The organism is Kitasatospora sp. NPDC004723, assembly GCF_040609255.1.
In the GTDB taxonomy this organism is placed as follows: domain Bacteria; phylum Actinomycetota; class Actinomycetes; order Streptomycetales; family Streptomycetaceae; genus Kitasatospora.
This window is the reverse complement of sequence record NZ_JBEXJT010000026.1, coordinates 85,448-110,650: the sequence shown is the minus strand read 5'-3', so window position 1 is coordinate 110,650 and position 25,203 is coordinate 85,448. Positions and strand designations below refer to the sequence as shown.

The window sequence follows — 25,203 nt, the reverse complement described above, 5'->3', positions numbered from 1 at the left end:
ACCCCGCCCGGTGTTCGGTAGGCGGACATTAGACTCGACCGGTCGACACCGGGCGGCGACGCCCGTCGGGCCCCCGCGGTCCGCGAACACTGAACGAGGAGGAACGGGTGGCCCTGCTGACCCGCATTCGGGGACCGCGCGATCTCGACCGGCTCACGCCCGGACAGCTGGCCGCCCTGGCCGAGGAGATCCGGACCTTCCTGGTGACCGAGGTCTCCAAGACGGGCGGCCACCTCGGCCCGAACCTCGGCGTGGTGGAGCTCACCATCGCGCTGCACCGGGTGTTCGACTCCCCGCGCGACCGCATCCTCTTCGACACCGGCCACCAGAGCTACGTCCACAAGCTGCTCACCGGCCGCCAGGACTTCTCCGGCCTGCGGACCAAGGACGGCCTGTCCGGCTACCCCTCGCGCGCCGAGTCCGAGCACGACGTGATCGAGAACTCGCACGCCTCCACCGTCCTCTCCTACGCCGACGGCCTGGCCAAGGCCAACGAGCTGCTCGGGAAGAACGACCCGGTGGTGGCCGTGATCGGCGACGGCGCGCTGACCGGCGGCATGGCCTGGGAGGCGCTCAACAACATCGCCGACGCCAAGGACCGCCCGCTCGTCATCGTCGTCAACGACAACGAGCGCTCCTACTCGCCGACCATCGGCGGCATGGCCAACCACCTCGCCACCCTGCGCACCACCCAGGGCTACGAGCGCTTCCTGTCCTGGGGCAAGGACGCGCTGCAGCGCACCCCGGTGGTCGGCCAGCAGCTCTTCGAGACCCTGCACGGCGCCAAGAAGGGCCTCAAGGACTTCATCGCCCCGCAGGGCATGTTCGAGGACCTCGGCCTCAAGTACATCGGCCCGATCGACGGCCACGACCTCACCGCCCTGGAGTCCGCGCTCACCAAGGCGCGCGGCTTCGGCGGCCCGGTGATCGTGCACTGCCTCACCGAGAAGGGCCGCGGCTACCACGCCGCCGAGAACAACGACGAGGACCGCTTCCACGCGGTCGGCGTGATCCACCCGGAGACCGGCCTGCCGATCAAGAGCTCCGGTGGCCGGAGCTGGACCTCGGTCTTCGCCGAGGAGATGGTCGCACTCGGCCACGAGCGCGAGGACATCGTCGGCATCACCGCCGCGATGCTCCACCCGGTGGGCCTGGCGCCGTTCGCCGAGGCCTTCCCGGACCGCATCTTCGACGTCGGCATCGCCGAGCAGCACGCCGTCACCAGCGCCGCGGGCCTGGCCACCGGCGGGCTGCACCCGGTCTTCGCGGTCTACGCGACCTTCCTCAACCGCGCCTTCGACCAGGTCCTGATGGATGTCGCCCTGCACAAGCTGGGCGTCACCTTCACGCTGGACCGGGCCGGCGTCACCGGCGACGACGGTGCCTCGCACAACGGCATGTGGGACATGTCGATCCTCCAGGTCGTCCCCGGCCTGCGGCTCGCCGCCCCGCGCGACGCCGACCAGCTGCGCGCCCAGCTGCGCGAGGCCGTCGAGGTCAAGGACGCCCCGACCGTGGTCCGCTACTCCAAGGGCACGGTCGGCCCGGCCGTCCCGGCGGTCGGCAAGGTCGGCGGCATGGACCTGCTGCGCACGAACCCGGACGCCGAGGAGGGCCGCCGGGCCGACGTGCTGATCGTCTCGGTCGGCGCGCTCGCCCCGATGTGCCTGGAGGTGGCCGACCTGCTGGCCGCCCAGGGCATCAGCTCGACCGTGGTGGACCCGCGCTGGGTCAAGCCGGTCGACCCGGCGCTGCCCGGCCTGGCCGCCGAGCACCGGGTGGTCGTCACGGTCGAGGACAACGGCCGGGCCGGCGGCGTCGGCGCGGCCGTCGCCCAGGCGCTGCGCGACGCGGACGTGGACCTGCCGCTGCGCGACTTCGGCATCCCGCAGGAGTTCCTGGACCACGCCTCGCGGGCCGAGATCCTCGCCGAGATCGGCCTCACCGCCCCGGACCTCGCCCGCCGGGTGGCCACCCTGGTCTCGCGCCTCGACGTCGCCGTCGACGCCTGACCGCCTCCCGCACCTCTTCACCCCCGGCCCGTGTGTGACAGCTCTGCAACAGTCACACCGGGCGGGGGCTGATAATCGCACCAAAGGCGGGACCGGCGCTGCCGGAGCCGATCTCGCCCGGTAGGTTGTCATCCGTGCCGACCCCCACCCGATCCCGCCTGACCGCGCTCGCCGAGCGCCTTCCCTTGGGGGTACCCCCGGCCGACGGCTGGGAGCGCGTGAAGACCGGCTACTGGACGCGGCTGGTGCCGCTGCTGGCGCTGGTCGCCCTGCTCACCCACCTGCCGTCCTTCATCCGCCCGGTCTGGAGCCCCGACGAGGGCTTCCTGGCCACCCAGGCCCGGATGCTCGCCGACGGCGGCGTGCTCTACGACACCGTGGTGGACCGCAAGCCGCCGCTGCTGCCCTGGCTCTACCAGGCCTGCTTCGCCGTCTTCGGCTCCGCCTCGCTCTGGCCGCTGCGCACCCTGGCGGTGGTCGCCCACCTGGTCACCGCGATCCTGCTGGCCTCGATCGCCCGCGGCCGCTGGGGCAACCGGGCCGGCGTCGGTGCGGGCCTGCTCTACCTGCTGGTCTCCATCGGGCTCTCCCCGGAGGACACCCAGGCGGCGACCTTCGAGGTCTTCATGCTGCCCGCCATGGTGGCCGCCTTCCGCTACGCCGAGCGCCGCCGCTGGCTGGCCGCCGGCATCGCGGTGGCCCTCTGCTCGCTGACCAAGCAGACCGGCGGCGCGGTGCTGCTGCCGGTGCTCTGGATGCTCTTCCAGGACGCCCGCCGGCGCGGCGTGCGCTGGATCCCCGCCCTGCTCAAGATCGGCTTCGGGGTCACCCTGCCGATAGCGCTGGTCGCGGTGATCCTCACCAAGCCCAAGGGCTTCCTGTTCTGGGTGGTCACCGGCAGCGGCGACTACGCCACCGTCGGCGGCGCCTGGCTGCAGATGCTCGGCCGGGCGCTCGGCAACTCGGCGATCCTGCTCGGCGCCGGCCTCGGCTTCCTGCTGCCGGTCGGCCGCCGGCTCTGGCTGAAGCACCGGCACCGCCCGCTGCCGGTCGCCGGCGAGGAGCACGGCTCCACCACCGACCTGTGGGTGTGGCTGCTCTCCTCGGTCGTGGCGGTCAGCATGGGCTTCCACTTCTTCGGCCACTACTACCTCCAGCTGATGCCCCCGCTGGTGCTGCTGGGCACCGGGGCGATCGCCACCTCGGCCGTCCGCTGGAAGCCCGTGCTGGTGTACACCACGGCCGCCGCCAGCGTCTTCTGGGGCCTGGCGCTGGCCTGGCCGGGGGAGCGGCTGGACCGCACCACCGAGGTCGCCACCGCGGTCGCCGCGCAGACCACCCCCAAGGACACCGTGCTGGTCTGGGGCATGCACCCGGAGCTGTACTGGCTGGCCGACCGCAAGCCCGCCACCCGCTACCTCACCGCGGGCTTCCTGACCAACTACAGCGGCGGCAAGGACGGCAGCCCCAACGTCGGCGAGCAGTTCTCGATGGCCAACGCCTGGCAGACCTTCGACCAGGAGATCGCCAAGAGCCTGCCCGAGGTCGTCGTCGACGACTCCGGCCTCGCGCCGTACCAGCCCGGCATGATCCCGAAGATCGAGAACCTGCTGGACACCCACTACGAGATGGTCGGCGTCTTCGCCGACACCGTCGTCTACCGCCTCAAGCGCTGAGCGGCCCCGGGCACAACGCAAAGGGCCCCGGTGACCATCCGGTCACCGGGGCCCTTCGTCGTTCGCCTAGGCGGGCACGGAGGCCGTACCCGGGGCGAGGAAGCGCTTGCCGTTCACCCGCTCCGAGACGCCCTCACGGTCCAGGTACGGGGTGATCCCGCCCAGGTGGAAGGGCCAGCCGGCACCGGTGATCATGCAGAGGTCGATGTCCTGCGCCTCGGCGACGACACCCTCCTCCAGCATCAGGCCGATCTCCTGCGCGACGGCCTCCAGGGCGCGGCCGAGGACCTGCTCCTCGGTCAGCACGGTGTCGCCGAAGGAGAGCAGCTCCAGCACCTCGGGGTCGAGGACCTGCTGGCCGTCCACCCAGGTGTAGAAGCCGCGCTTGCCGGCCTTGACCACCTTGCCGAGGTTCTCGGAGACGGTGAACCGCTCCGGGAACGCGCCGTGCAGGGTCTCCGAGACGTGCAGGGCGATGGCCGGGCCGACCAGCTCCAGCAGCACGATCGGGGACATCGGCAGGCCGAGCGGCTCGACGCCCTTCTCGACGGTGGCGATCGGGGTGCCCTCGTCGATGATGTTCTGGATCTCGCCCATGAAGCGGGTCAGGATCCGGTTGACCACGAACGCCGGGGCGTCCTTGACCAGCACCGAGGTCTTCCGCAGCTTCTTCGAGACGCCGAAGGCGGTGGCCAGCGAGGCGTCGTCGGTCTTCTCGCCGCGGACGATCTCCAGCAGCGGCAGGATCGCGACCGGGTTGAAGAAGTGGAAGCCGACGACCCGCTCCGGGTGCTTCAGCTTCGAGGCCATCTCGGTGACCGACAGCGAGGAGGTGTTGGTCGCCAGCACGCAGGTCGGCGAGACCACGTTCTCCAGGTCCGCGAAGACGGTCTGCTTGACGCCCATCTCCTCGAACACGGCCTCGATCACGAAGTCGGCGTCGCCGAAGGCCGCGGCCTTGTCCAGCGAGCCGGAGACCAGGCCCTTGAGGCGGTTGGACTTGTCCTTGCCGATCCGGCCCTTCTCCAGCAGCTTGTCGATCTCGGCGTGGACGTAGCCCACGCCCTTGTCGACGCGCTCCTGGTCGATGTCGGTGAGGACCACCGGCACCTCCAGCCGGCGGGCGAACAGCAGCGCCAGCTGCGAGGCCATCAGACCGGCGCCGACGACGCCGACCTTGGTGACCGGGCGGGCCAGCGACTTGTCCGGGGCGCCGACCGGGCGCTTGGCGCGGCGCTGCACCAGGTTGAAGGCGTAGATGCCGCTGCGCAGCTCGCCGCCCATGATGAGGTCGGCCAGCGCCGCGTCCTCGGCGTCGAAGCCGGCCTGCAGGTTCTCGTCCTTGACCTGGGCGATGATGTCCAGCGCCCGGTAGGCGGCCGGGGCCGCCCCGTGCACCTTGGCGTCGGCGACCAGCCGGCCCCAGGCGACGGCGTCGTCCCAGGCCTTGCCGCGGTCGATCGCCTCGCGCTCGACGACCACGTCGCCCTTGAGCACCCGGGCCGCCCAGAACAGCGACTGCTCCAGGAAGTCGGCCGGCTCGAAGATCGCGTCGGCGATCCCCAGCTCGAACACGTCCTTGCCCTTGAGCTGCTTGTTCTGCGCCATCGAGTTCTCGACGATCACCTTGACGGCCTTGGCCGGGCCGATCAGGTTCGGCAGGATGCTGCAGCCGCCCCAGCCGGGGACGAGGCCGAGGAAGACCTCGGGCAGCGAGAACGCCGGGACGCCCGCCGACACCGTGCGGTAGTCGCAGTGCAGGCCGACCTCGACGCCGCCGCCCATCGCCGCGCCGTTGTAGAACGCGAAGGTCGGGACGGGCAGCGCGGCGATCCGCTTGAAGACCTCGTGGCCGCCCTTGCCGATGGCCAGCGCGTCCGCGTGCGCCTTGAGCAGCTCGACGCCCTTGAGGTCGGCGCCGACGGCGAAGATGAACGGCTTGCCGGTGATCGCGGCACCGACGATGGCGCCCTCGGCGGCCTCCGCCTCGACCTGGTCCAGCGCCTCGTCCAGCTTGAGCAGCGAGCCCGGGCCGAAGGTGGTCGGCTTGGTGTGGTCGAAGCCGTTGTCCAGGGTGATCAGGGCCAGCCGGCCGGCCTGCAGCGGCAGGTCCAGGTGACGCACGTGCGCGGTGGTGACGACCTCGCCGGGGAAGAGCTCGGCGCCGCGGGTCAGCAGCTCAGTCGTGGTGCTCATGCTCACTTACCACCCTCGAACTCGGTCTTCTGGGTCGCGTCGCTCCAGTGGGGGTTCTCCCAGATGACCGTGCCGCCCATGCCGAAGCCGATGCACATCGTGGTGAGGCCGTAGCGGACGTCCGGGCGCTGCTCGAAGCGGCGGGCCAGCTGGTTCATCAGGCGCACGCCGGAGGAAGCCAGCGGGTGGCCGAACGCGATCGCGCCGCCGTACGGGTTGACCCGCTCGTCGTCGTCCGCGATGCCGTAGTGGTCCAGGAACGCCAGCACCTGGACGGCGAAGGCCTCGTTGACCTCGAACGCGCCGATGTCGTCGATGGTCAGGCCGGCCTTGGCCAGCGCCTTCTCGGTGGCCGGCACCGGGCCGATGCCCATCACCTCGGGCTCGACGCCGGCGAAGGCGTACGAGACCAGGCGCATCCTGACCGGCAGGCCCAGCTCCTCGGCCACGTCCTCGGCGGCCAGTAGCGAGGCGGTGGCACCGTCGTTGAGACCGGCCGAGTTGCCCGCGGTGATGTTGCCGTGCGGGCGGAACGGGGTCTTGAGCCCCGCCAGGTTCTCCATCGTGGTGCCCGGGCGCATCGGCTCGTCCACGGTGGCCAGGCCCCAGCCGGTCTCGCCGACCTCGGGGTTGGTGTTGCGGATCGAGATCGGCACCAGGTCGGGCTGGATGTCGCCGTTGGCGTACGCCTTGGCGGCCTTCTCCTGCGAGCGCACGGCGTAGGCGTCGCAGCGCTCCTTGGTCAGGTGCGGGAACCGGTCGTGCAGGTTCTCCGCGGTCATGCCCATGAACAGGGCGGACTCGTCGACCAGCTTCTCGGAGACGAAGCGCGGGTTCGGGTCGACGCCCTCGCCCATCGGGTGACGGCCCATGTGCTCCACGCCGCCGGCCACGACCACGTCGTACGCGCCGAAGGCGATGCCGCCGGCGGTGGTGGTCACGGCGGTCAGCGCGCCGGCGCACATGCGGTCGATCGCGTAGCCGGGGACGGACTTCGGCAGGCCGGACAGCAGCGCGGCGGTGCGGCCGATGGTCAGACCCTGGTCGCCGATCTGCGTGGTGGCCGCGATGGCGACCTCGTCGATGCGCTCGACGGGCAGGTTCGGGTTACGACGCACGAGCTCCCGGATGCACTTGACGACCAGGTCGTCGGCGCGCGTCTCGTGGTAGATGCCCTTCGGGCCGGCCTTGCCGAACGGGGTGCGGACGCCGTCGACGAAGACGACGTCCCTCACGGTACGAGGCACGGGGGCTCTCCTCCCAGGGACCAACGGTTCAGGTGGGCAGGCTGCCGCTCACCATCGCACGAGGGGATGTGAGCGGCGCCGCTTCCCCGCCATGCTACCCGCCGGTAACCACCCTGCCCAGGCCCGTCCGGCGACTCTCGCGATGTGTCCCCGGACACGTTCCGCTCCGCGAGCGCCGAACGGAACGCCGCGGGGAACGCCGCGGGGAACGCCGAAGGGGATGCCGCCCGACCGGGCGACATCCCCTTCCTCCTGCTCCTCCGCCGCTCAGCCCTGCTGCGCCGCCGTCTCCGCCGCCTTGGCGAAGGCGGTGGAGATCACCGGGGCGACCAGGTCCGCCTGCCACTGGCGGGCGCCCAGCCGACGCAGCGCCGCGGCCACGTTCGCCGCGGAGGCGTCGGCCGGCGGCTCCCAGGACACCCGGCGGACCAGGTCCGGGGTGATCAGGTTCTCGGCCGGCAGGTGGTGGTGCTCGGCCAGCTCGCTCACCGCGGCGCGCGCCCCGCTCAGCCGGGCAGCCGCGACCGGGTCCTTCTCGGCCCAGGCGCGCGGCGGCGGCGGGCCGTCGTGCGGTGCGGCGGCCGGCGGCAGCTGGTTCTCCGGCACCTCCCGCCCGCGCTGGACGGCTGCCAGCCACTGCTCCAGCTGGCGCCGGTGCACCCGCGGTCCGAAGCCCTGGACGGACTGCAGCGCGGCGATGTTGAGCGGCATGGCCAGCGCGGCGTTGACGATCGCGGCGTCCGACAGCACCCGGCCCGGCGAGACGTCGCGGTCCTGCGCCATCCGGTCGCGGGCCAGCCACAGCTCGCGCACCACGACCAGCTGGCGGCGCCGGCGCACCTTGTGCAGCTGTGAGGTGCGGCGCCAGGGGTCGGTGCGTGGCGCCGGGCGGGGGGCCGCGGCGATCGCCGCGAACTCCTCCAGGGCCCAGTCGAGCTTGCCCTGGACGTCCAGCTCCCGTTCGAGTGCGTTGCGCAGCTCGACCAGCACCTCGACGTCCAGAGCGGCGTAGCGCAGCCACGGTTCGGGCAGCGGGCGGGTGGACCAGTCGACCGCGGAGTGCTCCTTGGCCAGGCTCAGCCCGAGCACGCTCTCGGTCATCGGCCCGAGGCCGACCCGGGCGAAGCCGGCGATCCGTCCGGCCAGCTCGGTGTCGAACAGGCGCCCCGGTCTCATGCCCACCTCGGCCAGGCAGGGCAGGTCCTGGGTGGCGGCGTGCACCACCCACTCGGTGTCCGCGAGGGCCGCGCCCAGTGCGCCGAGGTCGGGGCAGGCGATCGGGTCGATCAGCGCGGTACCGGCGCCCGCGCGGCGCAGCTGGATGAGGTACGCCCGCTGGCCGTAGCGGTAGCCGGAGGCCCGCTCGGCGTCGACGGCGACCGGTCCGGTTCCCGCCGCGAAGGCGGCGATGGTGGCGGCCAGCGCCTGCTCGTCCGCCACGACCGGAGGGATCCCCTCCTTCGGTTCGAGGAGCGGGACCGGGGCTGCTTCTTCTGGGATGGCTGCTACGGCGTCGGTCACTCCCCAAGGGTACGACGGTCCCCGCGACCGGGAGTGTTGTCGGACTGGTCAGACCGATGACGGGGGCCGCGGGTTCGTCGTCGCGGCGGCGAACCGGGCACTCCTCAGCGCGCTGCGGCGGCCACGGAGGAAACGTTCCTCCATGGCCGCCGCAGCGGCGGGCTGCTCAGTGGATGATGCCGGTGCGCAGCGCGACCGCGACCATCCCGGCGCGGTCGCCGGTACCGAGCTTGCGGGCGATCCGGGCGAGGTGGCTCTTCACGGTGAGCGCCGAGAGGCCCATCGCGACGCCGATCGCCTTGTTGGACTGGCCCTCGGCCACCAGTCGCAGCACCTCCACCTCGCGACCGGAGAGCTCGCGGTACGCGGCCTGCTGCGCACCCGGCGCGCCGTGCGCCCCGGGAGCGCCCGGCGCACCGTGCGCGCCCGGCATGCCCGGCATCCCGGGCCGGCGCATCCGCCCGGCCAGTCCGGCGGCACCGAGCGGCAGGCCGGGTCGGCCCGGCATGGCGACATTGGTGCGGGTGCCGGTGACCACGTAGCCCTTGACCCCGCCGGCGAGCGCGCTGCGCACGGCGCCGATGTCGTCGGCTGCGGAGAGCGCCAGGCCGTTCGGCCAGCCGGCGGCGCGGGTCTCGGCCAGGATGGTGAGTCCGGAGCCGTCGGGGAGGTGGACGTCGGCGACGCAGATGTCGCGCGGGGTGGAGACCCGGGGGCGGGCCTCGGCGATCGAGGACACCTCGATCACGTCCCGGACGCCGAGCGCCCAGAGGTGACGGGTGACGGTGTTTCGGACGCGGGGATCGGCGATGACCACCATGGCGGTGGGCTTGGTCGGGCGGTAGGCGACCACGTTTGCGGGGTGCTCAAGAAGGACCGACACCAGGCCTCCTGCGGGAGTGGCGGACGGAACCCCGAGGGGGCGGTCGGAGTGTTCCGCGTTCGGAAAGGGTCACAGTCTGCTTCGGCAGCATCCGTGCCCGGCTTTAGCGAAAGATCACGATCTAGTGAGTCACAATACGGACAAATCGCGCAGATGACTGAGGCGACATGCTTGGAAATCGCACAAAATCGATCAGATCCAGCGCAAAGCGGTCAGTTCCGAACGATTTGTTGACGAAGAGCCGCCCTGAAGTCACACGCTGTCAGCCTTGGGAGTGGCGGCGCGCCGACCGGTGACGCCAGGGCCGGGCGCCACTCCTCAGTGCGAACGGGGGCGTCGCCGCGCCGGCATCGGGACCACTCCACCGAGTGACGTGACGTCCGCGGGGGAGTACGGGGTCGGGGAGGCCGGCGGCAGGCCCGCGCTGATGCAGAGCAGGTCCCCCCAGGCCGCCAGGTGCCGCTCGAAACGGCCGTCGGCCGGCGTCCAGGACGCCCGGATCTCGATCTCGGTGCTCGACGCGCGGTCCGCCAGCCCGCCGAAGTACTGCGAGGCGCACAGGCTCACCGTGCCGGACGGCTCCGCGTACCCGGCGCCGTGCGCCTGCAGCGCGTCCAGCAGCCAGGCCCAGCCGACCTCGGAGAGCATCGGGTCGCCGGCCATCTCCGGCTCCAGCTCGGCCCGGGTCATGGTGACCACCCGGAAGTCCCCGTTCCAGGCCTCCTGCCCGGCCGGGTCGTGCAGCAGCACCAGCCGGCCGTCGGCCAGCTCCTCGCCGTCCACCTCGACGGTGGCGGTCAGCGCGAAGGAGAACGGCGCCAGCCGGCGGGGCGCCGGGGCGGGGGAGAGGACGACCTCGGGGCGCAGCCGGGCCTCGGAGAACGCCTCCACGGCAGCCCGGAACTCGCTCGGCGCCGCCTCCCGACCCGTTCCGCCACCTGCTCCGCCACCCTGTGCGGGGTGCCCTCCGACCGCTGCCATGACCCGAAGACTAGGTCGAAAACGCGGGTAATCGCCGCAACTTCTTCCCGCGCGGCGCGCCGGAGCGGCAATCCGGCCAGATCTTGGAGGAACCGACGAGGCCGACGGGGCGGACGGGTCCGGGCCGCGTGCGAAGATTTGGAGCGTGAGCGAGACGACGGCAGACACCACGGCAGCCACCCCGGCAGTCCCCCCGACCGGCGCCACCCCCGGTCAGCAGCCCGACGCGCGCCGCGGCGCCGCGTACGACTCGGCGTTCCTGCGCGCCTGCCGGCACGAGCCGGTACCGCATACCCCGGTGTGGTTCATGCGTCAGGCCGGCCGCTCGCTGCCCGAGTACCTGAAGGTCCGCGAGGGCATCCCCATGCTGGAGTCCTGCATGCGGCCCGAGCTGGTCAAGGAGATCACCCTCCAGCCGGTGCGCCGGCACAAGGTGGACGCGGCGATCTTCTTCAGCGACATCGTGGTCCCGCTCAAGGCGATCGGCATCGACGTCGACATCAAGCCCGGCATCGGCCCGGTCATCGCCGACCCGATCCGCACCGCCGAGGACCTGAAGCGGCTGCGCCCGCTGGAGCCGGACGACGTCCCCTACATCACCGAGGCGGTCGGCCTGCTCGTCGACGAGCTCGGCTCCACCCCGCTGATCGGCTTCGCCGGCGCCCCCTACACGCTGGCCAGCTACCTGGTCGAGGGCGGCCCGTCCAAGAACCACGAGAACACCAAGGCCATGATGTACGGCGCGCCCGAGCTGTGGGCCGCCCTGGTCGACCGGCTGGCCGACATCACCTCCGCCTTCCTGAAGGTGCAGATCGAGGCCGGCGCCTCCGCCGTCCAGCTGTTCGACTCCTGGGTCGGCTCGCTCGCCCCGGACGACTACCGCCGCTCGGTCATGCCGGCCAGCACCAAGGTGTTCGACGCGGTCGCCGGCTACGGCGTGCCGCGGATCCACTTCGGCGTCGGCACCGGCGAGCTGCTCGGCCTGATGGGCCAGGCCGGCGCGGACGTGGTCGGCGTCGACTGGCGGGTGCCGCTGAACGTCGCCGCCGAGCGGGTCGGCCCCGGCAAGGGCCTGCAGGGCAACCTCGACCCGGCGGTGCTGTTCGCGCCGACCAGGGCCGTCGAGACCAAGGCCCGCGAGGTGCTGCACGCCGCGCAGGCGCTGGGCACCAGCGGCCACATCTTCAACCTCGGCCACGGTGTGCTGCCCACCATGGACCCGGACGCGCTCTCCCGCCTGGTCGCCTTCGTGCACGAGGCCAGCGCCCGCTGACCCACCGCGACGGCGGCGGGCCCCGTCCGGGAGACCGGAGGGGTCCGCCGCCGTCGTCGTACCGGGTGTCAGGGCGTCCGTGACTCCTGGTCCTGATCCTGCTCGTCGTCCCGCGCGGGTTCCCGCCCCGGCTCCTGTTCGGCACCGGGCGGGGACGACGGCGGCGGCGGCGCGAAGCCCGGAATCGGCTCCCGATCCCGATCCCGACCGCGCTCACGTGCCGTCCGCACCCACCGGCGGCGCACCACCCACACCGCCGCCGCCACCGGCACCACCACCAGCAGGAACGGCAGCAGCGCGGCCACGGCCACGAACAGCCCGCGCACGATCAGGAACAGCACGTGCCAGCCGCCGCCCAGCGCCGAGCCGACCTCGGCCCAGAAGCCGTCGTCCTCCTCCGGAGCCGGCGCCTCGGGCTGGGCGGTGCTCGGCTTCGGGCGCACGTCCAGCGTGACGGTGGACAGCGAGGTCCGCGCCGACAGCTCCTTCACCTGCTTCTGCAGCGACTCCAGGTCCGCCTCCCGGCGGCTCAGCTCGCTCTCCAGACTGACGATCTCGGACAGCGACTTCGCCTGCGCCATCAGCGCCCGCACCCGGTCCACGCTGGCCTGCTGGCTCTGCATCCGGCTGTTGACGTCCGCGACCTGCTGGGTCAGGTCCTCCGCCTGGCTGCGCCGGGACACCACCTCGCCGAGCGCGGCCAGCTGGTCCAGCGTCTGCTGGAACGCCGCCGACGGCACCTTCACCGTGAGCTGCCCGCTCTGCACACCGGTCGCCGTGGGCTCGCCACCGGTGCCGGTGCCGGTGCCGCTCGCCGTCTCGCTCGCCACGTAGCCGCCGGCGGCGAGCGCCAGCGCGCGGGCCCGGTCCAGCGTCTCGTCCACCTTGGCCACCCACACCGTCAGCTGCGCCGAGTACGCGATCTGCCGGGCGTCCACCACCGGGGCCGCGGCGGGCTGCCCGGTCGCCGCGGCCTGGGGGGCCGCCGCGGAGGCAGCCGAACCCGGTCCGCCCAGCGGGGCGTCCCCCTTGGCCGCCTCCCCGGCCGCGGCCTGCGCCGGGGCCGCCGCCGCGCGGTCCGCGGCGCCGTCGCCGGAGCCGGCGCTGCACCCCGCCGCCAGCGCCGCGGTCACCGCCACCGCCGCCAGTGTCCCCGCTCTTCGCCGTCCTCTTCCCACCTTGGGGCCCTCCCGCGTCGACCGTCCGGCGTCCCCCCTCGGGACGCTCGGACCATTCGACGGGAGGCGGCCCGGATCGGATCCCCTCGGGACATCGCAGCTTGATCACGTATCGGCTGCGGGCCGGACAAGGCGTCAGACGGCCTCCACCTCGATGCCCGCGCGCCGCAGCAGTGCCGCCGTTACGCCGTCCCCCGGCCGCAGCGTCCCGCCGAACGTGCCGTCGTACACCTGCCCGCACCCGCAGGACGGGCTGCGGGCCATCAGCAGCGCCCGCCGCGCCCCCGACGCCTCGGCCGCGGCGAGCGCCGCCCGCGCCCCGGCGACGAACTCCCCGGTGCAGTCCGCGCCGGTCGTGTCCACCACCCGCGCCCGCCCGTCCAGCACGTCCGCCCCGTCCCCGCCGACGATCTCCGCCGCCGGCCGCGGCGTCGGCAACCCGCCCGCCCCCTCCGGGCACACCACGACCCCGCGCCCCTCGGCCACCAGTTCGGCAACCGCCCGCGCCGCCTTCGCCCGCCCGTCGTACCGACACGGCACCCCGGCCAGACACGCACTCACCAGCACCTTCTCCATGCCGCCGAGCCTAACGAGGTCCGACGGCCACCCGGCGACTCGCTACCGTGGGCCCATGGGTGAGCTGTCGGACCGGATGTACGCACCCCATGCAGAGGGGTGGTTCGCCGACGACCTCGATCACCTGCCTCAGGCGCCGCGCCACACTGAAGTGCTGGACGGAGCGCTGGTCTTCAGGACCTCCCCGCAGCGCTCGTGGCACAGTCGAGCGGTCACCGGCCTGACCGCACTCCTGGAGGAACTCGTGCCGGAGGGCTTCCTGGCCGAGCGCGAGATGACGATCAAGCTGGACGCGCGTCATCGGCCCGAGCCCGATCTGGTGGTCGCGACAACCGACTACGACCCCGACCGGACGTATTTCGCAGCGGCCGACGTGGCGCTCGTCGTGGAGGTGGTCTCCCCCGAGTCCGCCCACCGTGACCGCGTCGTCAAGCTCCGGAAGTACGCCGAGGCCGGGATCCCGCACTACTGGGTGATCGAGGAGGAGGAGGGACTGCCGGTGGTGCACACCTACGAGCTGGATGCCAATGTGCCGGCCTACGCCCCGGCCGGGATCTTCCGGAAGCGGCTGGAGCGGCCGGTGCCGTTCCCGCTGGACATCGACCTCGACGCGCTCGTCCCCGCCCCCGGGGCGAAGCGTGCAGCGGATTGAGGCAAAGGTGTAAAGACCTGCGAGACTGCGAAGCATGGCGCAGGCACATGTCGTGGTGATCGGCGGCGGTATCGCGGGACTGACCGCTGCCGCCGTGCTCGGTGGGGGTGCGGGGGAGCCCGCGCGGGCGCGGGTGACGCTGGTGGAGGCGTCGGAGCGGCTGGGCGGGAAGCTGTGGGGCGGCGAGGTCGGCGGGGTCCGGGTGGACCTCGGGGCCGAGTCGATGCTGGCGCGGCGGCCGGAGGCGGTCGAGCTGGCGCGGGCGGTCGGACTCGCGGAGCAGTTGGAGCCGCCGACCACCGCCAAGGCCGCGATCTGGACCAGGGGCGCGCTGCGTCCGCTGCCGGGCGGGCAGGTCATGGGTGTTCCCGGGGACCTCGCCGCGCTGGCGGACTCCGGGGTGCTGAGCCCCGAGGGTCTGGAGCGGGCCCGGCACGAGGCGGTCGGCGAGGCGGTCGCGGACGACGTCGCGATCGGCCGCTACGTCGCCGACCGGCTCGGCCGCGAGGTGGTGGACCGGCTGGTGGAGCCGCTGCTGGGCGGCGTCTACGCCGGGCACGCCGACGAGATCTCGCTGCGGGCCGCGGTGCCCGCGCTGCTGCCGCTCGCCCGGGGCGGCGGGTCGCTGCTCGACGGGGTGCGCGAGCTGGCCGGTCGGCCGAAGAGCGACACCCCCGTCTTCCAGGGCCTGCGCGGCGGCCTCGGCACCCTGCCGGCGGCGGTCGCCGCGGCCTGCGCGGAGGCCGGCGTCGAGCTGCGCACCCGCACCGAGGTGACCGCGCTGCGCCGCACCGCCGACGGCTGGCGGGTGACCACCGGCGGCGGCGACACCCTGCACGCGGACGCCGTCGTGCTGGCCGTGCCGGCGCCCGCCGCCGCCCGGCTGCTGCGCGCCGACGCGCCGGCCGCCGCCGCCGAGCTGGACGGCGTCGAGTACGCCGGGATGGCGCTGGTCACCCTGGCCTTCCGCCGCGCCGACCTGTCCGAGCCCCCGGCCGGCAGCGGCTTCCTCGTCCCGCCGGTGGACGGCCGCCGGATCAAGGCGTCGACGTTCTCCTCCAACAAGTGGGGCTGGCTGGAGCGCTCGGCCCCGGACACCTTCGTGCTGCGCACCTCGCTGGGGCGGCTGCACGAGGAGGAGCCGCTGGAGCTGGACGACGGGGAGCTGGTCGCCCGCTCGCTGGCCGACCTGGGCGAGGCGATCGGTCTGACCGCCCGCCCCTACGACACCGCCGTCACCCGCTGGCGGGCCGGACTGCCGCAGTACCCGGTCGGCCACCTGGACCGGGTGGCCCGGATCCGGGCGGCCGCAGACCGGGTCGGCGCGCTGGCGCTGTGCGGGGCGGCGTACGACGGCGTGGGCATCCCGGCGTGCATCGCGAGCGCCCGGGCGGCCGTCGCCGGGCTCGACAGAGTGTTGACCCCGCTGACCGGGGCGAACGTCACGGAGAGGACAATGGGCGCATGACTGAGACCGTTGAGCAGCAGGCCGCCGAGCAGCCCGCGAAGAAGAAGGCGCGCGACCTGAACCAGGTCATCCGCTACACCATGTGGTCGGTGTTCAAGCTCAAGGGCGCCCTGCCCGAGGACCGCACCGGGCTGGCCGCCGAGGTCGACGAGCTGTTCGCGCAGCTGGCCGCCAAGGACGTCCTGGTGCGCGGCACCTACGACGTGTCCGGTCTGCGCGCCGACGCCGACATCCTGGTCTGGTGGCACGCCGAGGACTCCGACGACCTGCAGGAGGCGTACAACCGCTTCCGCCGCACCGGCCTGGGCCGGCTGCTGGAGCCGGTCTGGTCGAACATGGCGCTGCACCGCCCGGCGGAGTTCAACAAGTCGCACATCCCGGCGTTCCTCGCCGACGAGCGCCCGCGCGACTACGTCTGCGTCTACCCGTTCGTCCGCTCCTACGAGTGGTACCTGCTGCCGGACGCCGAGCGGCGCGCGATGCTCGCCGAGCACGGCCAGATGGCGCGCGGCTACCCGGACGTGCGGGCCAACACCGTCGCCTCGTTCGCGCTGGGCGACTACGAGTGGCTGCTCGCCTTCGAGGCGGACGAGCTGCACCGGATCGTGGACCTGATGCGCGACCTGCGCCCGTCCCGGGCCCGGCTGCACGTCCGTGAGGAGGTGCCGTTCTTCACCGGCCGCCGCAAGCCGGTCGCCGAGCTGCTCAACGGCCTGGTCTGAGCGGCGCGGTAGGCGAGGGAGGGGTCCCGTCCGCACCGGACGGGACCCCTCCCTGCGTCAGTGGCGGCGCAGGGCGGCGCGCAGCCGGGCGTCGGGGAGGGCGGCCGGGCCGTTCATGGCGACGGCGGTGAGCAGTTCGCGCTCGTCGTCGTCGGTCAGCCCGTGCTGGCGCGGCGGGCGCACCTCGCGGAGCACCTCCTGGCCGACCGGCGAGGCCCAGCGGGTGTAGGGGTAGACGTCGACCCGGGCCATCAGCAGGGTGCCCGAGGTGAGCACCAGCGGCAGCGAGAACCAGGCCAGCGGGGTCAGCGCGTCACCCTCCAGCAGACCGCCGGCGACCAGCGCGAGGGCCAGCAGCACCAGGGAGAGCAGCAGCGCCTGCCGGACCTGCCGGACCACCAGCACGGTGTGCCGCTGGACGGCCGCCGGGGTGGCCAGCCCGGCCAGCGACAGCCGGCTGCCGATCTCCAGCACGGTGGGGTGGGCGGCCATCGCGGCCCGCAGGTCGTCGGTGCGGCACTGGCCCTCCGGGCCGACGGTGGCGATCACCGCCCGCTCCAGCCGGCTGCGCCCGCGCGGGTCGACGACGGTGGTCCAGCCGGTGTGGGCGAGGTGCAGCCGGCCCCGGGAGGCCATCAGGACGAGGGCGAGTTCGACGACCCGGTCCGGTCCGCCGGCCAGGTAGGCGGTCTCGTACAGCCCGATGCCGACCGCCTCGGGCGGTCGGGGGCCCTCCTGCCCGGAGAACACGTCGGCGGCGGCGGTCATCCGGACCAGCCGGATGCAGGAGAGCACCGCGGCGACGCAGGCCGGGAGCAGGAAGAGCAACCACATGGGCTTGTTGTAGACCCGGCCGCGCCGCACGCGGTACGTGTTCCCGGTCCGCGATACCGAACTGTGACGTCCGTCGGGGCGTCCGCCGGGGGCGCGGTGGTCAGGAGCCGCAGCCGCCGCCGCAGCTGGAACCGCAGCTGGACGAGGAGGAGGACCCGCAGCCGGAGGACCCCGAGGAGCAGCTGGAGGACGACGAGGAGCCGCCTCCGCAGCCGCTGCTCCCGCCGCAGCTCGAACCCGAGGAGCCGGAGCCGGAGTCGGACGGGCCGGAGTCGGAGGACGAGCCGCACCAGACCGCCGGGCTGCTGCCGCAGCCGGAGGACGAGGAGCCGGAGGACGACGAGGAGGACGCGGACGGCGAGCCGGCGGCGGACCAGCCGGCCGCCCTGACCGTCTGGTCGGCGGCGGCCGAGGCGAGCAGCGCCTGCTGCAGCTCCTCGTCGGCGAACTCGGCGGCGCCGACGGCGGCCAGGCCGCCGAGCGCGATGGCGCCGAGCAGTGCGGCGTCGGCGTTGCGGGCCCCGTGCCGGGGTCGCCACGGCGTGCCGTTGTCCATCAGGCCGAGCTGGCGGCGCCCGGCCGGGGTGATCCGGCCCTTGGGCGGCCGGGTGCCGAGCAGCGCGAGCAGGCCGACGACGAGCAGCAGCGGCGGGATCCACAGCGCGGGACCGTCGTCGCCGGACCCGTCGTGTGAGGCGAGCGGGTAGGCGAGGGCGGTGAGGGCCGCCGTGAGCAGCAGCGCGAGCCAGATGGACCGGTGCGCGGTCCTCGCCCGGCGCAGCCGGACGGGGTTGCGCAGCAGGCCGCGTCCGGCGAGCTCGTCGCCGATCGCCTGGACGCTGGGCGAGCGCATCACGGCGAGGCGCAGCGGGTCGAGGCCGAGGCTGCGGGACGGGCCGACCGCCTCGACGATCGCGCGCTCCACGGTGTCCTGCGGGCGGTCGGTGGTGACGGTGACCAGCCGGGAGCGGCTGACCACGACGTGGCCGGCCCGGTGCATCCGGACCAGTGCGGTGTCGAAGACCCGGCCGGGGCCGCCGGCCAGGAAGGCGGCGTGGAGCAGCGGGAGGCCGCGGCCGGGCAGGCCCTGGGGGTTGGGGACGCGCAGGGCGGCCTGCCGGGCCCGTGAGGCCCACAGGACGGTGGCGGCCAGGGCGGCGGCGGGGATCAGGTAGTAGGCGTCGTGCCACATGGGCGGTTCCCCCGGTCGGTGAGACGTGGTCCGGGCGCGCGCGGCGCCGTGGTTCGGGCGGTTCTGGGGTGCAGGGGTGCGGCGGGACGCCGCTCAGGCGTCGCGGCCCGGGCGCAGGGCTCGCCGCAGGCGGGCGAGCGGGCCCGGCGGGCGTTCCGGGGCCGGGTCGAGCCACCGCGCCAGCGAGCGGCGGACGTCGGCGTCCGGCCCTCCCGTGCGCGGTCCTTCCGTGCTCGGGCCTTCGGCGAGCACCCAGGCGGCGAAGGCCCGGGCGTCGGCGCGGTAGCCGCCGGTCTGCGGATGGCTGCGGGTGTAGGCGAGGAACAGCGGGCCGTACTGCGCACCGAGCAGACGGGGCAGGTCCGGGGCGACCTTGGCGGCGGTGTCGCGCCGCTTGGCGGCCAGACCGGCGGCCTGCGCGCGCACCTGCGCGGGGTCGAAGCCGGGCGGCACCGGGCCGCCGGCCACCAGGGCGGTCAGCAGTCCGGTCTGCCGGGCGGCCAGCCGGGCGCGGGCGGCGTCGGTGTCGGTGCCCGGGTCGGTGCCGGTGTCCGGCTGGGTGCCGGTGTGCGGGGCGGCGGTCATCGGGGAGCACCGCCGTCCAGCACCCGCCGGATGGCGTCGAGTTCGGCCGCGAGCTCGGCGGGCGGCGGGAACGCGGCGTCACGCTCCAGCAGCACCCCGGGCGGGGCGACCCGCGCGCACAGCTCGGCCAGCACCTCCAGCACGGGTTCGGTGACCGGGTGGGCGTGGGTGTCGTGCCAGACGCCGTCGACCAGGGTGCCACCCGCGACGTGCACGTAGGCGAGCGCCTCCAGCGGCAGGCGGTCCAGCTCGGCGGCCGGGTCGATGCCGAGGTTGACCCGGTTGGTGTGCAGGTTGGCGACGTCGATCAGCAGCCGTACGCCGGTGCGCTCGACCAGCTCGGCGAGGAACTGGCCCTCGGTCAGCTCGTCGTCCGGCCAGGCCAGCTGGGCGGCGATGTTCTCCAGGGCCAGCGGCACCGGCAGCCGGTCCTGGGCGATCCGGACGTTCTCGGCGATCACCCGCAGGGCGTCGCGCGAGCGGGGCACCGGCAGCAGGTGGCCGGCCTCCAGGCCGCCGGCCCGGACGAACGCCAGGTGCTCGCTGACCAGCGGCGAGCCGAGCGCCCCGGCGGTCTCGGCGAGCCGGTCGAGGCGGGCCGGGTCGGGCCGGTCGGCGCCGCCGAGGCCGAGCCCGACGCCGTGCGGGACCACGGTGAGGCCGCGCTCGCGCAGGATCCGCAGGGACTCGGGGAGGTGGCCGGCGCAGACGTTCTCGGCGACCACCTCGACCCAGTCCAGGCCGGGCTGCCGTTCGACCACGGTGTCGATCTCGCTGCGCCAGCCGAGGCCGATGCCGAGCCGGCGCGCGGTGCCGGCCGCCCGCGCGGTACCGGTGGTGTGGGCGGTGCCGCTGGTGTGAGCGCCGCCCGTCGTCGGTGCGGGCGTGCGGGGTGCGGGGTGCAGGGCGGGGGAGGTCATCGGTGCGCCCCCTTCGGAGGGCCGGGTGGGAAGGCCGTCGGTCGGCCGGGCCTCGTCGCCGGGGCCGCCGGGCCGTGCTGGTGAAGCATGTCCCCGGGCGGCTCGGCTGCCAAGCCTGGTCCGGTCATCTCAGAGCATTACTTGAGCTTGGCGTGGCGTCAATGAGTGATCCGTACCGCCGGGCCGCGGCATCGCCGCAGGTCGGGGCGGTCCCGGCCGGAAAAACCAGGGGCGGACGGTCCGTCTGTGGGGCTACCGTGACCTCCCTATGACACTTCTGACGATTCGTGACTTCCGACCCGAGGACGCCGAGGCCGTCGCGGCGGCCCACCGCGCCGGGCGCGAGCACCTGGTGCAGACGCCCGAGATGCTCGTCTGGCGCGAGGCCCGGCCGCCGAAGGGCTCCCACTACCGCACCTTCGTCGCCGAACTGGACGGCCGGGTGGTCGGCGCGGTCCGCTGCGGGGTGGTCGTCGGCACCACGACCACCGGCGTCGGCCACGCCAACGGCAGCGTTCTGCCCGGGTACCGGCGGCGTGGGGCCTTCACCGCCCTGCTGGCCGCCGCCGAGCGGCACCTGGCCGGGCACGGCGTCGTCGAGCTGCACAGCTGGGTGGACGACGAGCCCGGCTCGCGCGCCTTCGCCGAGGCCCGGGGCTTCACCGCCGGCCGCACCGCCCACTTCGCGGTCCGGGACCTCACCGTGCCGCTGCCGCCCGCCCCGCCGCTGCCGGCCGGTGTGGAGCTGCGCCCGGCGAGCGACTTCGCGGCCGATCCCCGCCCGGTCTTCGAGGTCGAGGCGGACGCGGCGCTGGACGAGCCGGGCGAGATCGTGCTGGACGCCGTCGAGTACGACGACTGGCTGGCGGGGGAGTGGAACCGCCCGGACCTCGACCGCGGGCTGACCGTGGTCGCCGTGGCCGACGGCCTGCCCGTCGCGTTCAGCGCCGTCAGCACGGACGGCGCGGACCGCTACCTGTCGGCGTTCACCGCCTGCCGCCGGGCGTACCGGGGGCGGGGGCTGGCCAAGCTCGCCAAGCGGGAGTCGCTGCGCCGGGCCCGCGCCGCCGGTCTGCGGTGGGCCTACACCGCCAACGACGCCACCAATGCGCCGATGCTCGCGATCAACGCCTGGCTGGGCTACGAGCGCTGCGCGAGCGAACGGAAGTACATCAAGCGCCTGGACGGCGGCGCGGCCGGAGGTGATGACGGAGCGTGACGAGACGCTGAGCCGTACGGGTGAATTCGGGGCGTCCACCGGCGTGGGCGCTGGATGGGGCCCGGAATGCGTGCGTTCCCGGGGCCTCACGGGGCATCACCTCCGCGCCGTCTGTTCGTGCCCGAGTCTTCCGCGCGGGGGTGCCATGGAGATCCTGCTCCAGATCCTGGTCGGGTTCGTCCCGGCCGTGATCGGCTTTCTCGCCGCCCGCTCGCTCGCCCGTACCCGGCTCTTCCTGCGTTACGGCTTCCTGCGGGTGCTGCTCGGGCCGTACGGCCGGGTGCAGATCGTCACCCCGAGCGTCGAGGCCGCCGAGTTCGCCTACGCCAAGGACGGCTGCCGGCTCACCAGCCGGGGCCCGCGGAACGTGCTCTTCATGCCGATGGCCGAGGCCCGGGCCATCGCCCAGCTCATCGACCTGCTGCGGAAGATCAACCGCAAGGCCACCATCGAGCTGGTCACCGCGGGCGCGCAGGACCCGAGGATGCCGACCTTCTCGATCGGCGGGCCGGCCGTCAACGCCTACTCGGCCGGCGTACTGGCGGCCGGCTTCCCGGACTTCCGGCTGGAGCACCCGCATGCGGCCCGGGCCCGCTGGGGCGGGATGATCTTCGAGGCGCAGTACAACGCGGCTGACGAACTGGTCCGCGACCACGGCTTCGTGTTCGTCACCCGGACCGGCCGGCAGGCGCCCTGCGTGGTGCTCTGCGGGGTCTTCGCGTTCGGGTCGGCGATGGCGGTGGAGGCCCTGGCGGCGGCCGGCCGGCAGTCCCCGCTGGCCGCGCTGTTCCGTTCCGGGGAGAAGGGGTTCGTCGCCGTCGAGGGCCGGGTGATCGGCCTGGACACCGTGGACGTGACGGTCGAGGTCTGCCGCATCCTGCCCTCGGCCTGAGCGTGCGGGGGCAGGATTCGGCCGCCACGGACAGGGGTGAACCGGACAGTCCGGGAGGATCCGGGACAGGAAGTGGCCGGATTCATCAGGCTTTTGCTCCACTACTGTCACATCATCGGCATAATCGCGCCCATGACGATCAACCGTGCGAATGTGAGCGCGATTGCCGAGGACCTCTACGTCTGGCTCCCGCCGAAGCGAGGATGGGGCCTGGCCAACTGCGGACTGCTCGCCGGCCCGCGGACGGCGCTGTGGATCGACACGCCCTACGACCCCTCGCTCGCCGCCGAGTTCCTCGCCGAGAGCCGCAAGCGGCTGGCCGACGGCGTCACCGTCGACCGGATCGTCGTCACCCACGCCAACGGCGACCACCTCTGGGGCGCGGGCGTGCTGCCGGACGCCGAGGTGATCGCCACCCGCGAGGCGCTGGAGCACATCCACTGGGAGCCGACGCCCCAGCAGACCCACGGCCTGGTCGTCGGCAGCGACCCGGACTCGCCGCTCGGCGACTACCTCCGGCGCCACTTCGGCCGGTTCGACTGGTCGCACACCGAGCCCGTCCACCCGGACACCGTCTTCCACGGCGAGCTGGAGCTGCGGGTCGGGGAGTACCCCGTGCAGATCACCGGCCTGCCCTCCGCCCACACCGGCGGCGACCTCATCGTCCACCTCCCGCGGCAGCGCGCGGTGTTCAGCGGCGACGTCATCTTCGGCTCCACCGCCGCGCAGCCCGGCGACCACCCCTCGCACTGGGCCGGTCCGCTGGAGAACGTCATCGCCGCCTGCGAACAGATCCTGGCCACCGGCGCCGAGATCATCGTCCCCGGCCACGGCCCGGTGCTCGACCGGGCCGGCGTCCGCGAGCACATCGCCTACCTCGACTACGTCCGCGAGCGCGCGCACGCCCTGCACCGGGCCGGCCTGCCCGCCCTGGACGCCGCCCGGCGGATCATCGCCGAGCAGCGCCACCCCGAGCTCGGACTGCCCGAGCGGCTGGTGCTCACCGTCGCCGCCGAGTACCGGCACCTGGAGGACAGCGCGGTACCGAACATCCTGGAGGCGATGAGCCAGGTGGCCCTGGTCGCCCGGGAGCTGGAGGAGGACGCCGAACGGCGCGCCCCCCGCCCGCGCGCCTGAGCCGGCCGCGGCCTCCGAACCGCCCGTACCGCCCCGCCCCGAGTCCGTTCTTCGTACAAGGAAACTCCGAGGACGTCGATGACGCAGCTGCTGGTCCCGGCCCTGGCGCTGATCGCGCTCGCCGCGCTCGCCGCCGCCGGGTGGCTGGCCCGCGGCCGCTCCCGCGCGCTGGCCCGGGCCGCCGCCGCCGAGGCCTCGACCGGCCTGGCCGAGGAGCGCGCCCGGGTCGCCGAGGGCCGGGCCGGCCGCTCCGAGCAGCAGGCCCGCGAGGCGCGGGCCGAGGCGCAGCGGTCGGCCGAACAGGCCCGCGGCGCGGCCGAGAGCGCGCTCGCCGCCGAGGACCGTGCCCGGCGGGCCGAGCACCGGGCGGCCGAGGACGGGCAACGGGCCGCCGAGGCCGACCTGGTGGCCGCCGAGGCGCAGCGGCGCGCCACCGGCGCCGAGCGGGACGCCGCGGCGGCCGAACGCCGCACCGCCGCCCTGCTCGCCGAGATCGGCCACCTCGCCACCGAACGCGTGGTCGCCGCCGCCCTGCGCCTGAGCCACCCCAACGCGCCGATCGCCGGGCCGCTCGACGCCGCCGCCGTCGGCCCGGACGCCGTCCAGGCCCTGCAGGCGGTGCTGGACGCCGCCTCCGCCGCCGTCACCGACGAGCGGGAGCGGGTCGACGCCGCCGCCCGCGCCGGGATGCGCGGCGCCACCTCCAAGATCCAGACCCTGCTCTACCAGATCCAGAGCCTGGTCCAGCAGCTCCAGCACGACAACGACGACCCCCGGCTGCTGGAGGTCGACTTCCGCAACGAGGTCGCGCTGCGCCGGATCCAGACCGTCGCCGTGCTCTGCGAGGCCTGGCCGGGCCTGGCCCGCACCGACTCGCCGCTCGCCGAGGTGGTGGTCGGCGCGCTCTCCCGGGTGCCCGGCTACGCCCGCATCAAGGTGGCCAACCACCTGCGCGAGGACCGGCTCGCGGTGGTCGCCCGGGCCGCCGAGCCGGTGGCCATCGCCGTCGCCGAACTGCTCGCCAACGCCACCGCGTACTCGCACCCGGAGACCGACGTCCCGGTCACCGTCCAGCAGGGCGGCCGGGGCGCCCTGGTGATCGTCGACGACAGTGGCATCGGCATGGAGGAGGACCAGCTGCGCCGGGCCCGCCGGCTGCTGGCCGGCCCGCCCGAGGTGCTGCTCACCGAACTCGGCAACCCGCCCAGGACCGGGTTCGCGGTGGTCGGCAAGCTGGCCCGGCAGTACGGCTTCTCCTGTCACGTCGAGCCCTCCCCGTACGGCGGCATGCGCGCGCTGGTGCGGATCCCGGCCGGGCTGCTGACCGTCGTCGACGAGGAGCAGCCGCTCTCGGTGCTCACCCCGCTGCCGCTGCGCCCCGGCTCCGCGCCTGCCGCGCCGCCCGCCCCGGGCCCGACGGGCGGCCGCGTCCGCGACGGCGTCCCGGCCATCCGGGTCGTGCCGCCGGTGCCGGACGAACAGGACGACCCGGTGGTGCCGGACGAGCCGGTGTCGGACGCGCCGCCGGTGCACGCCGTCCCGCCGGTGCACGCCGTCCCGCCGGTGCACGCGGTCCCGCCGGTGCGCGCCGTCCCGGACGGGCCCGCCCCGGCGGACGACGGCAGCGGCCTGCCCAGCCGCCGCCGGCGCCGGCCGCTGACGCCCGGCCCGCAGCCCCAGGCCGCCTCCGCCGGGGCACCGGCCCGGGGGCCGGCCGCCGTCCGCCCACTGCGCACACCCGAGCAGGCCGCCGCCCGCTGGCAGGCGCTCCAGCACGGCACCGGCTCGGGCCGCGCCGCGGTCGCCGAGGCCGCGGCCACCGAGGCCGGGACCGGGACCGGGAAGCCCGGGACCGACGCGACCGTCACCGAGGCCACCGGCACCCGTACCGAATCCGCCCCCCACCCCCCGTCCCCCGCGGCGACCGGCCCCGCCGGCGCCGACCGGGCGGCCCCGCCCCGCCCCGACGCCGCCCGCACCGGCGCCGGCCCCGCGGACGCGTCCGGCCGCCGCACCACCCAGACCCCCTGAGGAGCCGC

At 74.3% G+C, this 25,203-nt stretch carries 19 protein-coding genes and 1 pseudogene; 10 read left to right on the top strand and 10 right to left on the bottom strand.

The window, feature by feature from the left end; translation table 11 throughout:
• Positions 1 to 107 precede the first annotated feature (107 nt).
• Together dxs and ABZW10_RS23885 are read left to right on the top strand one after the other, a co-directional pair.
• Positions 108 to 2,012, top strand: coding sequence for a 1-deoxy-D-xylulose-5-phosphate synthase (gene dxs, locus ABZW10_RS23890; protein WP_355369208.1), 1,905 nt, complete (start codon positions 108 to 110; stop codon positions 2,010 to 2,012).
• A 134-nt stretch (positions 2,013 to 2,146) separates the two neighbouring features.
• Complete coding sequence (locus ABZW10_RS23885) at positions 2,147 to 3,688, top strand: glycosyltransferase family 39 protein (RefSeq protein ID WP_355369206.1); 1,542 nt, start codon at positions 2,147 to 2,149, stop codon at positions 3,686 to 3,688.
• 66 nt (positions 3,689 to 3,754) lie between these two features.
• Here ABZW10_RS23885 and ABZW10_RS23880 read toward each other — a convergent pair whose 3' ends face one another.
• From ABZW10_RS23880 to ABZW10_RS23860, 5 genes are all read right to left on the bottom strand, one after another.
• Entirely contained in the window at positions 3,755 to 5,884 is a 2,130-nt protein-coding gene (locus ABZW10_RS23880; RefSeq protein ID WP_355369204.1) for a 3-hydroxyacyl-CoA dehydrogenase NAD-binding domain-containing protein, read from the bottom strand.
• Positions 5,885 to 5,886: 2 nt separating this feature from the next.
• Positions 5,887 to 7,131 (bottom strand): acetyl-CoA C-acyltransferase, encoded by a 1,245-nt coding sequence (locus ABZW10_RS23875; RefSeq protein ID WP_355369202.1) that lies wholly within the window; start codon positions 7,129 to 7,131, stop codon positions 5,887 to 5,889.
• 267 nt (positions 7,132 to 7,398) lie between these two features.
• Positions 7,399 to 8,652 (bottom strand): HRDC domain-containing protein, encoded by a 1,254-nt coding sequence (locus ABZW10_RS23870; protein WP_355369200.1) that lies wholly within the window; start codon positions 8,650 to 8,652, stop codon positions 7,399 to 7,401.
• Positions 8,653 to 8,818: 166 nt separating this feature from the next.
• Complete coding sequence (locus ABZW10_RS23865; protein ID WP_355369198.1) at positions 8,819 to 9,535, bottom strand: response regulator transcription factor; 717 nt, start codon at positions 9,533 to 9,535, stop codon at positions 8,819 to 8,821.
• A gap of 318 nt (positions 9,536 to 9,853) precedes the next feature.
• The gene (locus ABZW10_RS23860; RefSeq protein ID WP_355369196.1) at positions 9,854 to 10,516 is read right to left on the bottom strand and encodes a DUF3000 domain-containing protein; all 663 of its coding nucleotides are present in this window, start codon (positions 10,514 to 10,516) and stop codon (positions 9,854 to 9,856) included.
• A 259-nt stretch (positions 10,517 to 10,775) separates the two neighbouring features.
• On the opposite strand from ABZW10_RS23860, the gene hemE reads away from it, so the two are divergent.
• Positions 10,776 to 11,789 carry a uroporphyrinogen decarboxylase gene (gene hemE, locus ABZW10_RS23855; protein WP_355369234.1) on the top strand — a complete coding sequence of 338 codons (1,014 nt, stop codon included), beginning with the start codon at positions 10,776 to 10,778 and terminating at the stop codon, positions 11,787 to 11,789.
• 68 nt (positions 11,790 to 11,857) lie between these two features.
• Here hemE and ABZW10_RS23850 read toward each other — a convergent pair whose 3' ends face one another.
• On the bottom strand, positions 11,858 to 12,928 hold the full coding sequence (locus ABZW10_RS23850) for a DUF4349 domain-containing protein (protein WP_355369194.1): 1,071 nt from the start codon (positions 12,926 to 12,928) through the stop codon (positions 11,858 to 11,860).
• 174 nt (positions 12,929 to 13,102) lie between these two features.
• Positions 13,103 to 13,543 (bottom strand): DUF523 domain-containing protein, encoded by a 441-nt coding sequence (locus ABZW10_RS23845; RefSeq protein ID WP_355369192.1) that lies wholly within the window; start codon positions 13,541 to 13,543, stop codon positions 13,103 to 13,105.
• Between the two features lie 55 nt (positions 13,544 to 13,598).
• Here ABZW10_RS23845 and ABZW10_RS23840 point away from each other — a divergent pair, with 55 nt between their 5' ends.
• Genes ABZW10_RS23840 through hemQ form a run of 3 tightly spaced genes read left to right on the top strand, consistent with a single transcriptional unit; the run spans position 13,599 to position 16,385 of the window.
• Positions 13,599 to 14,195, top strand: a complete 597-nt coding sequence (locus ABZW10_RS23840) for a Uma2 family endonuclease (protein ID WP_355369190.1) — start codon at positions 13,599 to 13,601, stop codon at positions 14,193 to 14,195.
• Between the two features lie 34 nt (positions 14,196 to 14,229).
• Positions 14,230 to 15,663, top strand: a complete 1,434-nt coding sequence (hemG, locus tag ABZW10_RS23835) for a protoporphyrinogen oxidase (protein WP_355369187.1) — start codon at positions 14,230 to 14,232, stop codon at positions 15,661 to 15,663.
• Complete coding sequence (gene hemQ / locus ABZW10_RS23830) at positions 15,660 to 16,385, top strand: hydrogen peroxide-dependent heme synthase (RefSeq protein ID WP_355369185.1); 726 nt, start codon at positions 15,660 to 15,662, stop codon at positions 16,383 to 16,385. The genes hemG and hemQ overlap by 4 nt, the downstream gene beginning before the upstream one ends.
• A gap of 57 nt (positions 16,386 to 16,442) precedes the next feature.
• Here the strand turns inward: hemQ and ABZW10_RS23825 are convergent, their stop codons facing one another.
• The 3 genes and pseudogenes from ABZW10_RS23825 to ABZW10_RS23815 all read right to left on the bottom strand — a co-directional run bounded on the left by ABZW10_RS23825 (position 16,443) and on the right by ABZW10_RS23815 (position 19,916).
• On the bottom strand, positions 16,443 to 17,219 hold the full coding sequence (locus ABZW10_RS23825; protein WP_355369183.1) for a TIGR04222 domain-containing membrane protein: 777 nt from the start codon (positions 17,217 to 17,219) through the stop codon (positions 16,443 to 16,445).
• Between the two features lie 100 nt (positions 17,220 to 17,319).
• On the bottom strand, positions 17,320 to 18,411 hold the full coding sequence (locus ABZW10_RS23820) for a TIGR04222 domain-containing membrane protein (protein ID WP_355369181.1): 1,092 nt from the start codon (positions 18,409 to 18,411) through the stop codon (positions 17,320 to 17,322).
• A gap of 93 nt (positions 18,412 to 18,504) precedes the next feature.
• Positions 18,505 to 19,916, bottom strand: a pseudogene (locus tag ABZW10_RS23815) (DUF692 domain-containing protein).
• A gap of 268 nt (positions 19,917 to 20,184) precedes the next feature.
• Here ABZW10_RS23815 and ABZW10_RS23810 point away from each other — a divergent pair.
• The 4 genes from ABZW10_RS23810 (at position 20,185) to ABZW10_RS23795 (ending at position 25,195) form a co-directional block, all read left to right on the top strand.
• Entirely contained in the window at positions 20,185 to 21,135 is a 951-nt protein-coding gene (locus ABZW10_RS23810; protein WP_355369179.1) for a GNAT family N-acetyltransferase, read from the top strand.
• Positions 21,136 to 21,280: 145 nt separating this feature from the next.
• Positions 21,281 to 22,027, top strand: a complete 747-nt coding sequence (locus ABZW10_RS23805) for a hypothetical protein (RefSeq protein WP_355369177.1) — start codon at positions 21,281 to 21,283, stop codon at positions 22,025 to 22,027.
• Between the two features lie 132 nt (positions 22,028 to 22,159).
• Entirely contained in the window at positions 22,160 to 23,164 is a 1,005-nt protein-coding gene (locus ABZW10_RS23800; protein WP_355369175.1) for an MBL fold metallo-hydrolase, read from the top strand.
• Positions 23,165 to 23,242: 78 nt separating this feature from the next.
• Positions 23,243 to 25,195: an ATP-binding protein gene (locus tag ABZW10_RS23795; RefSeq protein ID WP_355369173.1), complete on the top strand. Its 1,953-nt coding sequence runs from the start codon at positions 23,243 to 23,245 to the stop codon at positions 25,193 to 25,195.
• Positions 25,196 to 25,203 lie beyond the last annotated feature (8 nt).

Excerpts from the sequence above, each read along its gene's own strand:
- ABZW10_RS23880 (WP_355369204.1), bottom strand. The coding sequence starts at position 5,884 with ATGAGCACCACGACTGAGCTGCTGACCCGCGGCGCCGAGCTCTTCCCC.
- ABZW10_RS23860 (WP_355369196.1), bottom strand. The coding sequence starts at position 10,516 with ATGGCAGCGGTCGGAGGGCACCCCGCACAGGGTGGCGGAGCAGGTGGC.
- ABZW10_RS23845 (WP_355369192.1), bottom strand. The coding sequence starts at position 13,543 with ATGGAGAAGGTGCTGGTGAGTGCGTGTCTGGCCGGGGTGCCGTGTCGG.
- ABZW10_RS23840 (WP_355369190.1), top strand. The coding sequence starts at position 13,599 with ATGGGTGAGCTGTCGGACCGGATGTACGCACCCCATGCAGAGGGGTGG.
- hemG (WP_355369187.1), top strand. The coding sequence starts at position 14,230 with ATGGCGCAGGCACATGTCGTGGTGATCGGCGGCGGTATCGCGGGACTG.
- hemQ (WP_355369185.1), top strand. The coding sequence starts at position 15,660 with ATGACTGAGACCGTTGAGCAGCAGGCCGCCGAGCAGCCCGCGAAGAAG.
- ABZW10_RS23825 (WP_355369183.1), bottom strand. The coding sequence starts at position 17,219 with ATGTGGTTGCTCTTCCTGCTCCCGGCCTGCGTCGCCGCGGTGCTCTCC.
- ABZW10_RS23820 (WP_355369181.1), bottom strand. The coding sequence starts at position 18,411 with ATGTGGCACGACGCCTACTACCTGATCCCCGCCGCCGCCCTGGCCGCC.
- ABZW10_RS23810 (WP_355369179.1), top strand. The coding sequence starts at position 20,185 with ATGACACTTCTGACGATTCGTGACTTCCGACCCGAGGACGCCGAGGCC.
- ABZW10_RS23805 (WP_355369177.1), top strand. The coding sequence starts at position 21,281 with ATGGAGATCCTGCTCCAGATCCTGGTCGGGTTCGTCCCGGCCGTGATC.
- ABZW10_RS23800 (WP_355369175.1), top strand. The coding sequence starts at position 22,160 with ATGACGATCAACCGTGCGAATGTGAGCGCGATTGCCGAGGACCTCTAC.
- ABZW10_RS23795 (WP_355369173.1), top strand. The coding sequence starts at position 23,243 with ATGACGCAGCTGCTGGTCCCGGCCCTGGCGCTGATCGCGCTCGCCGCG.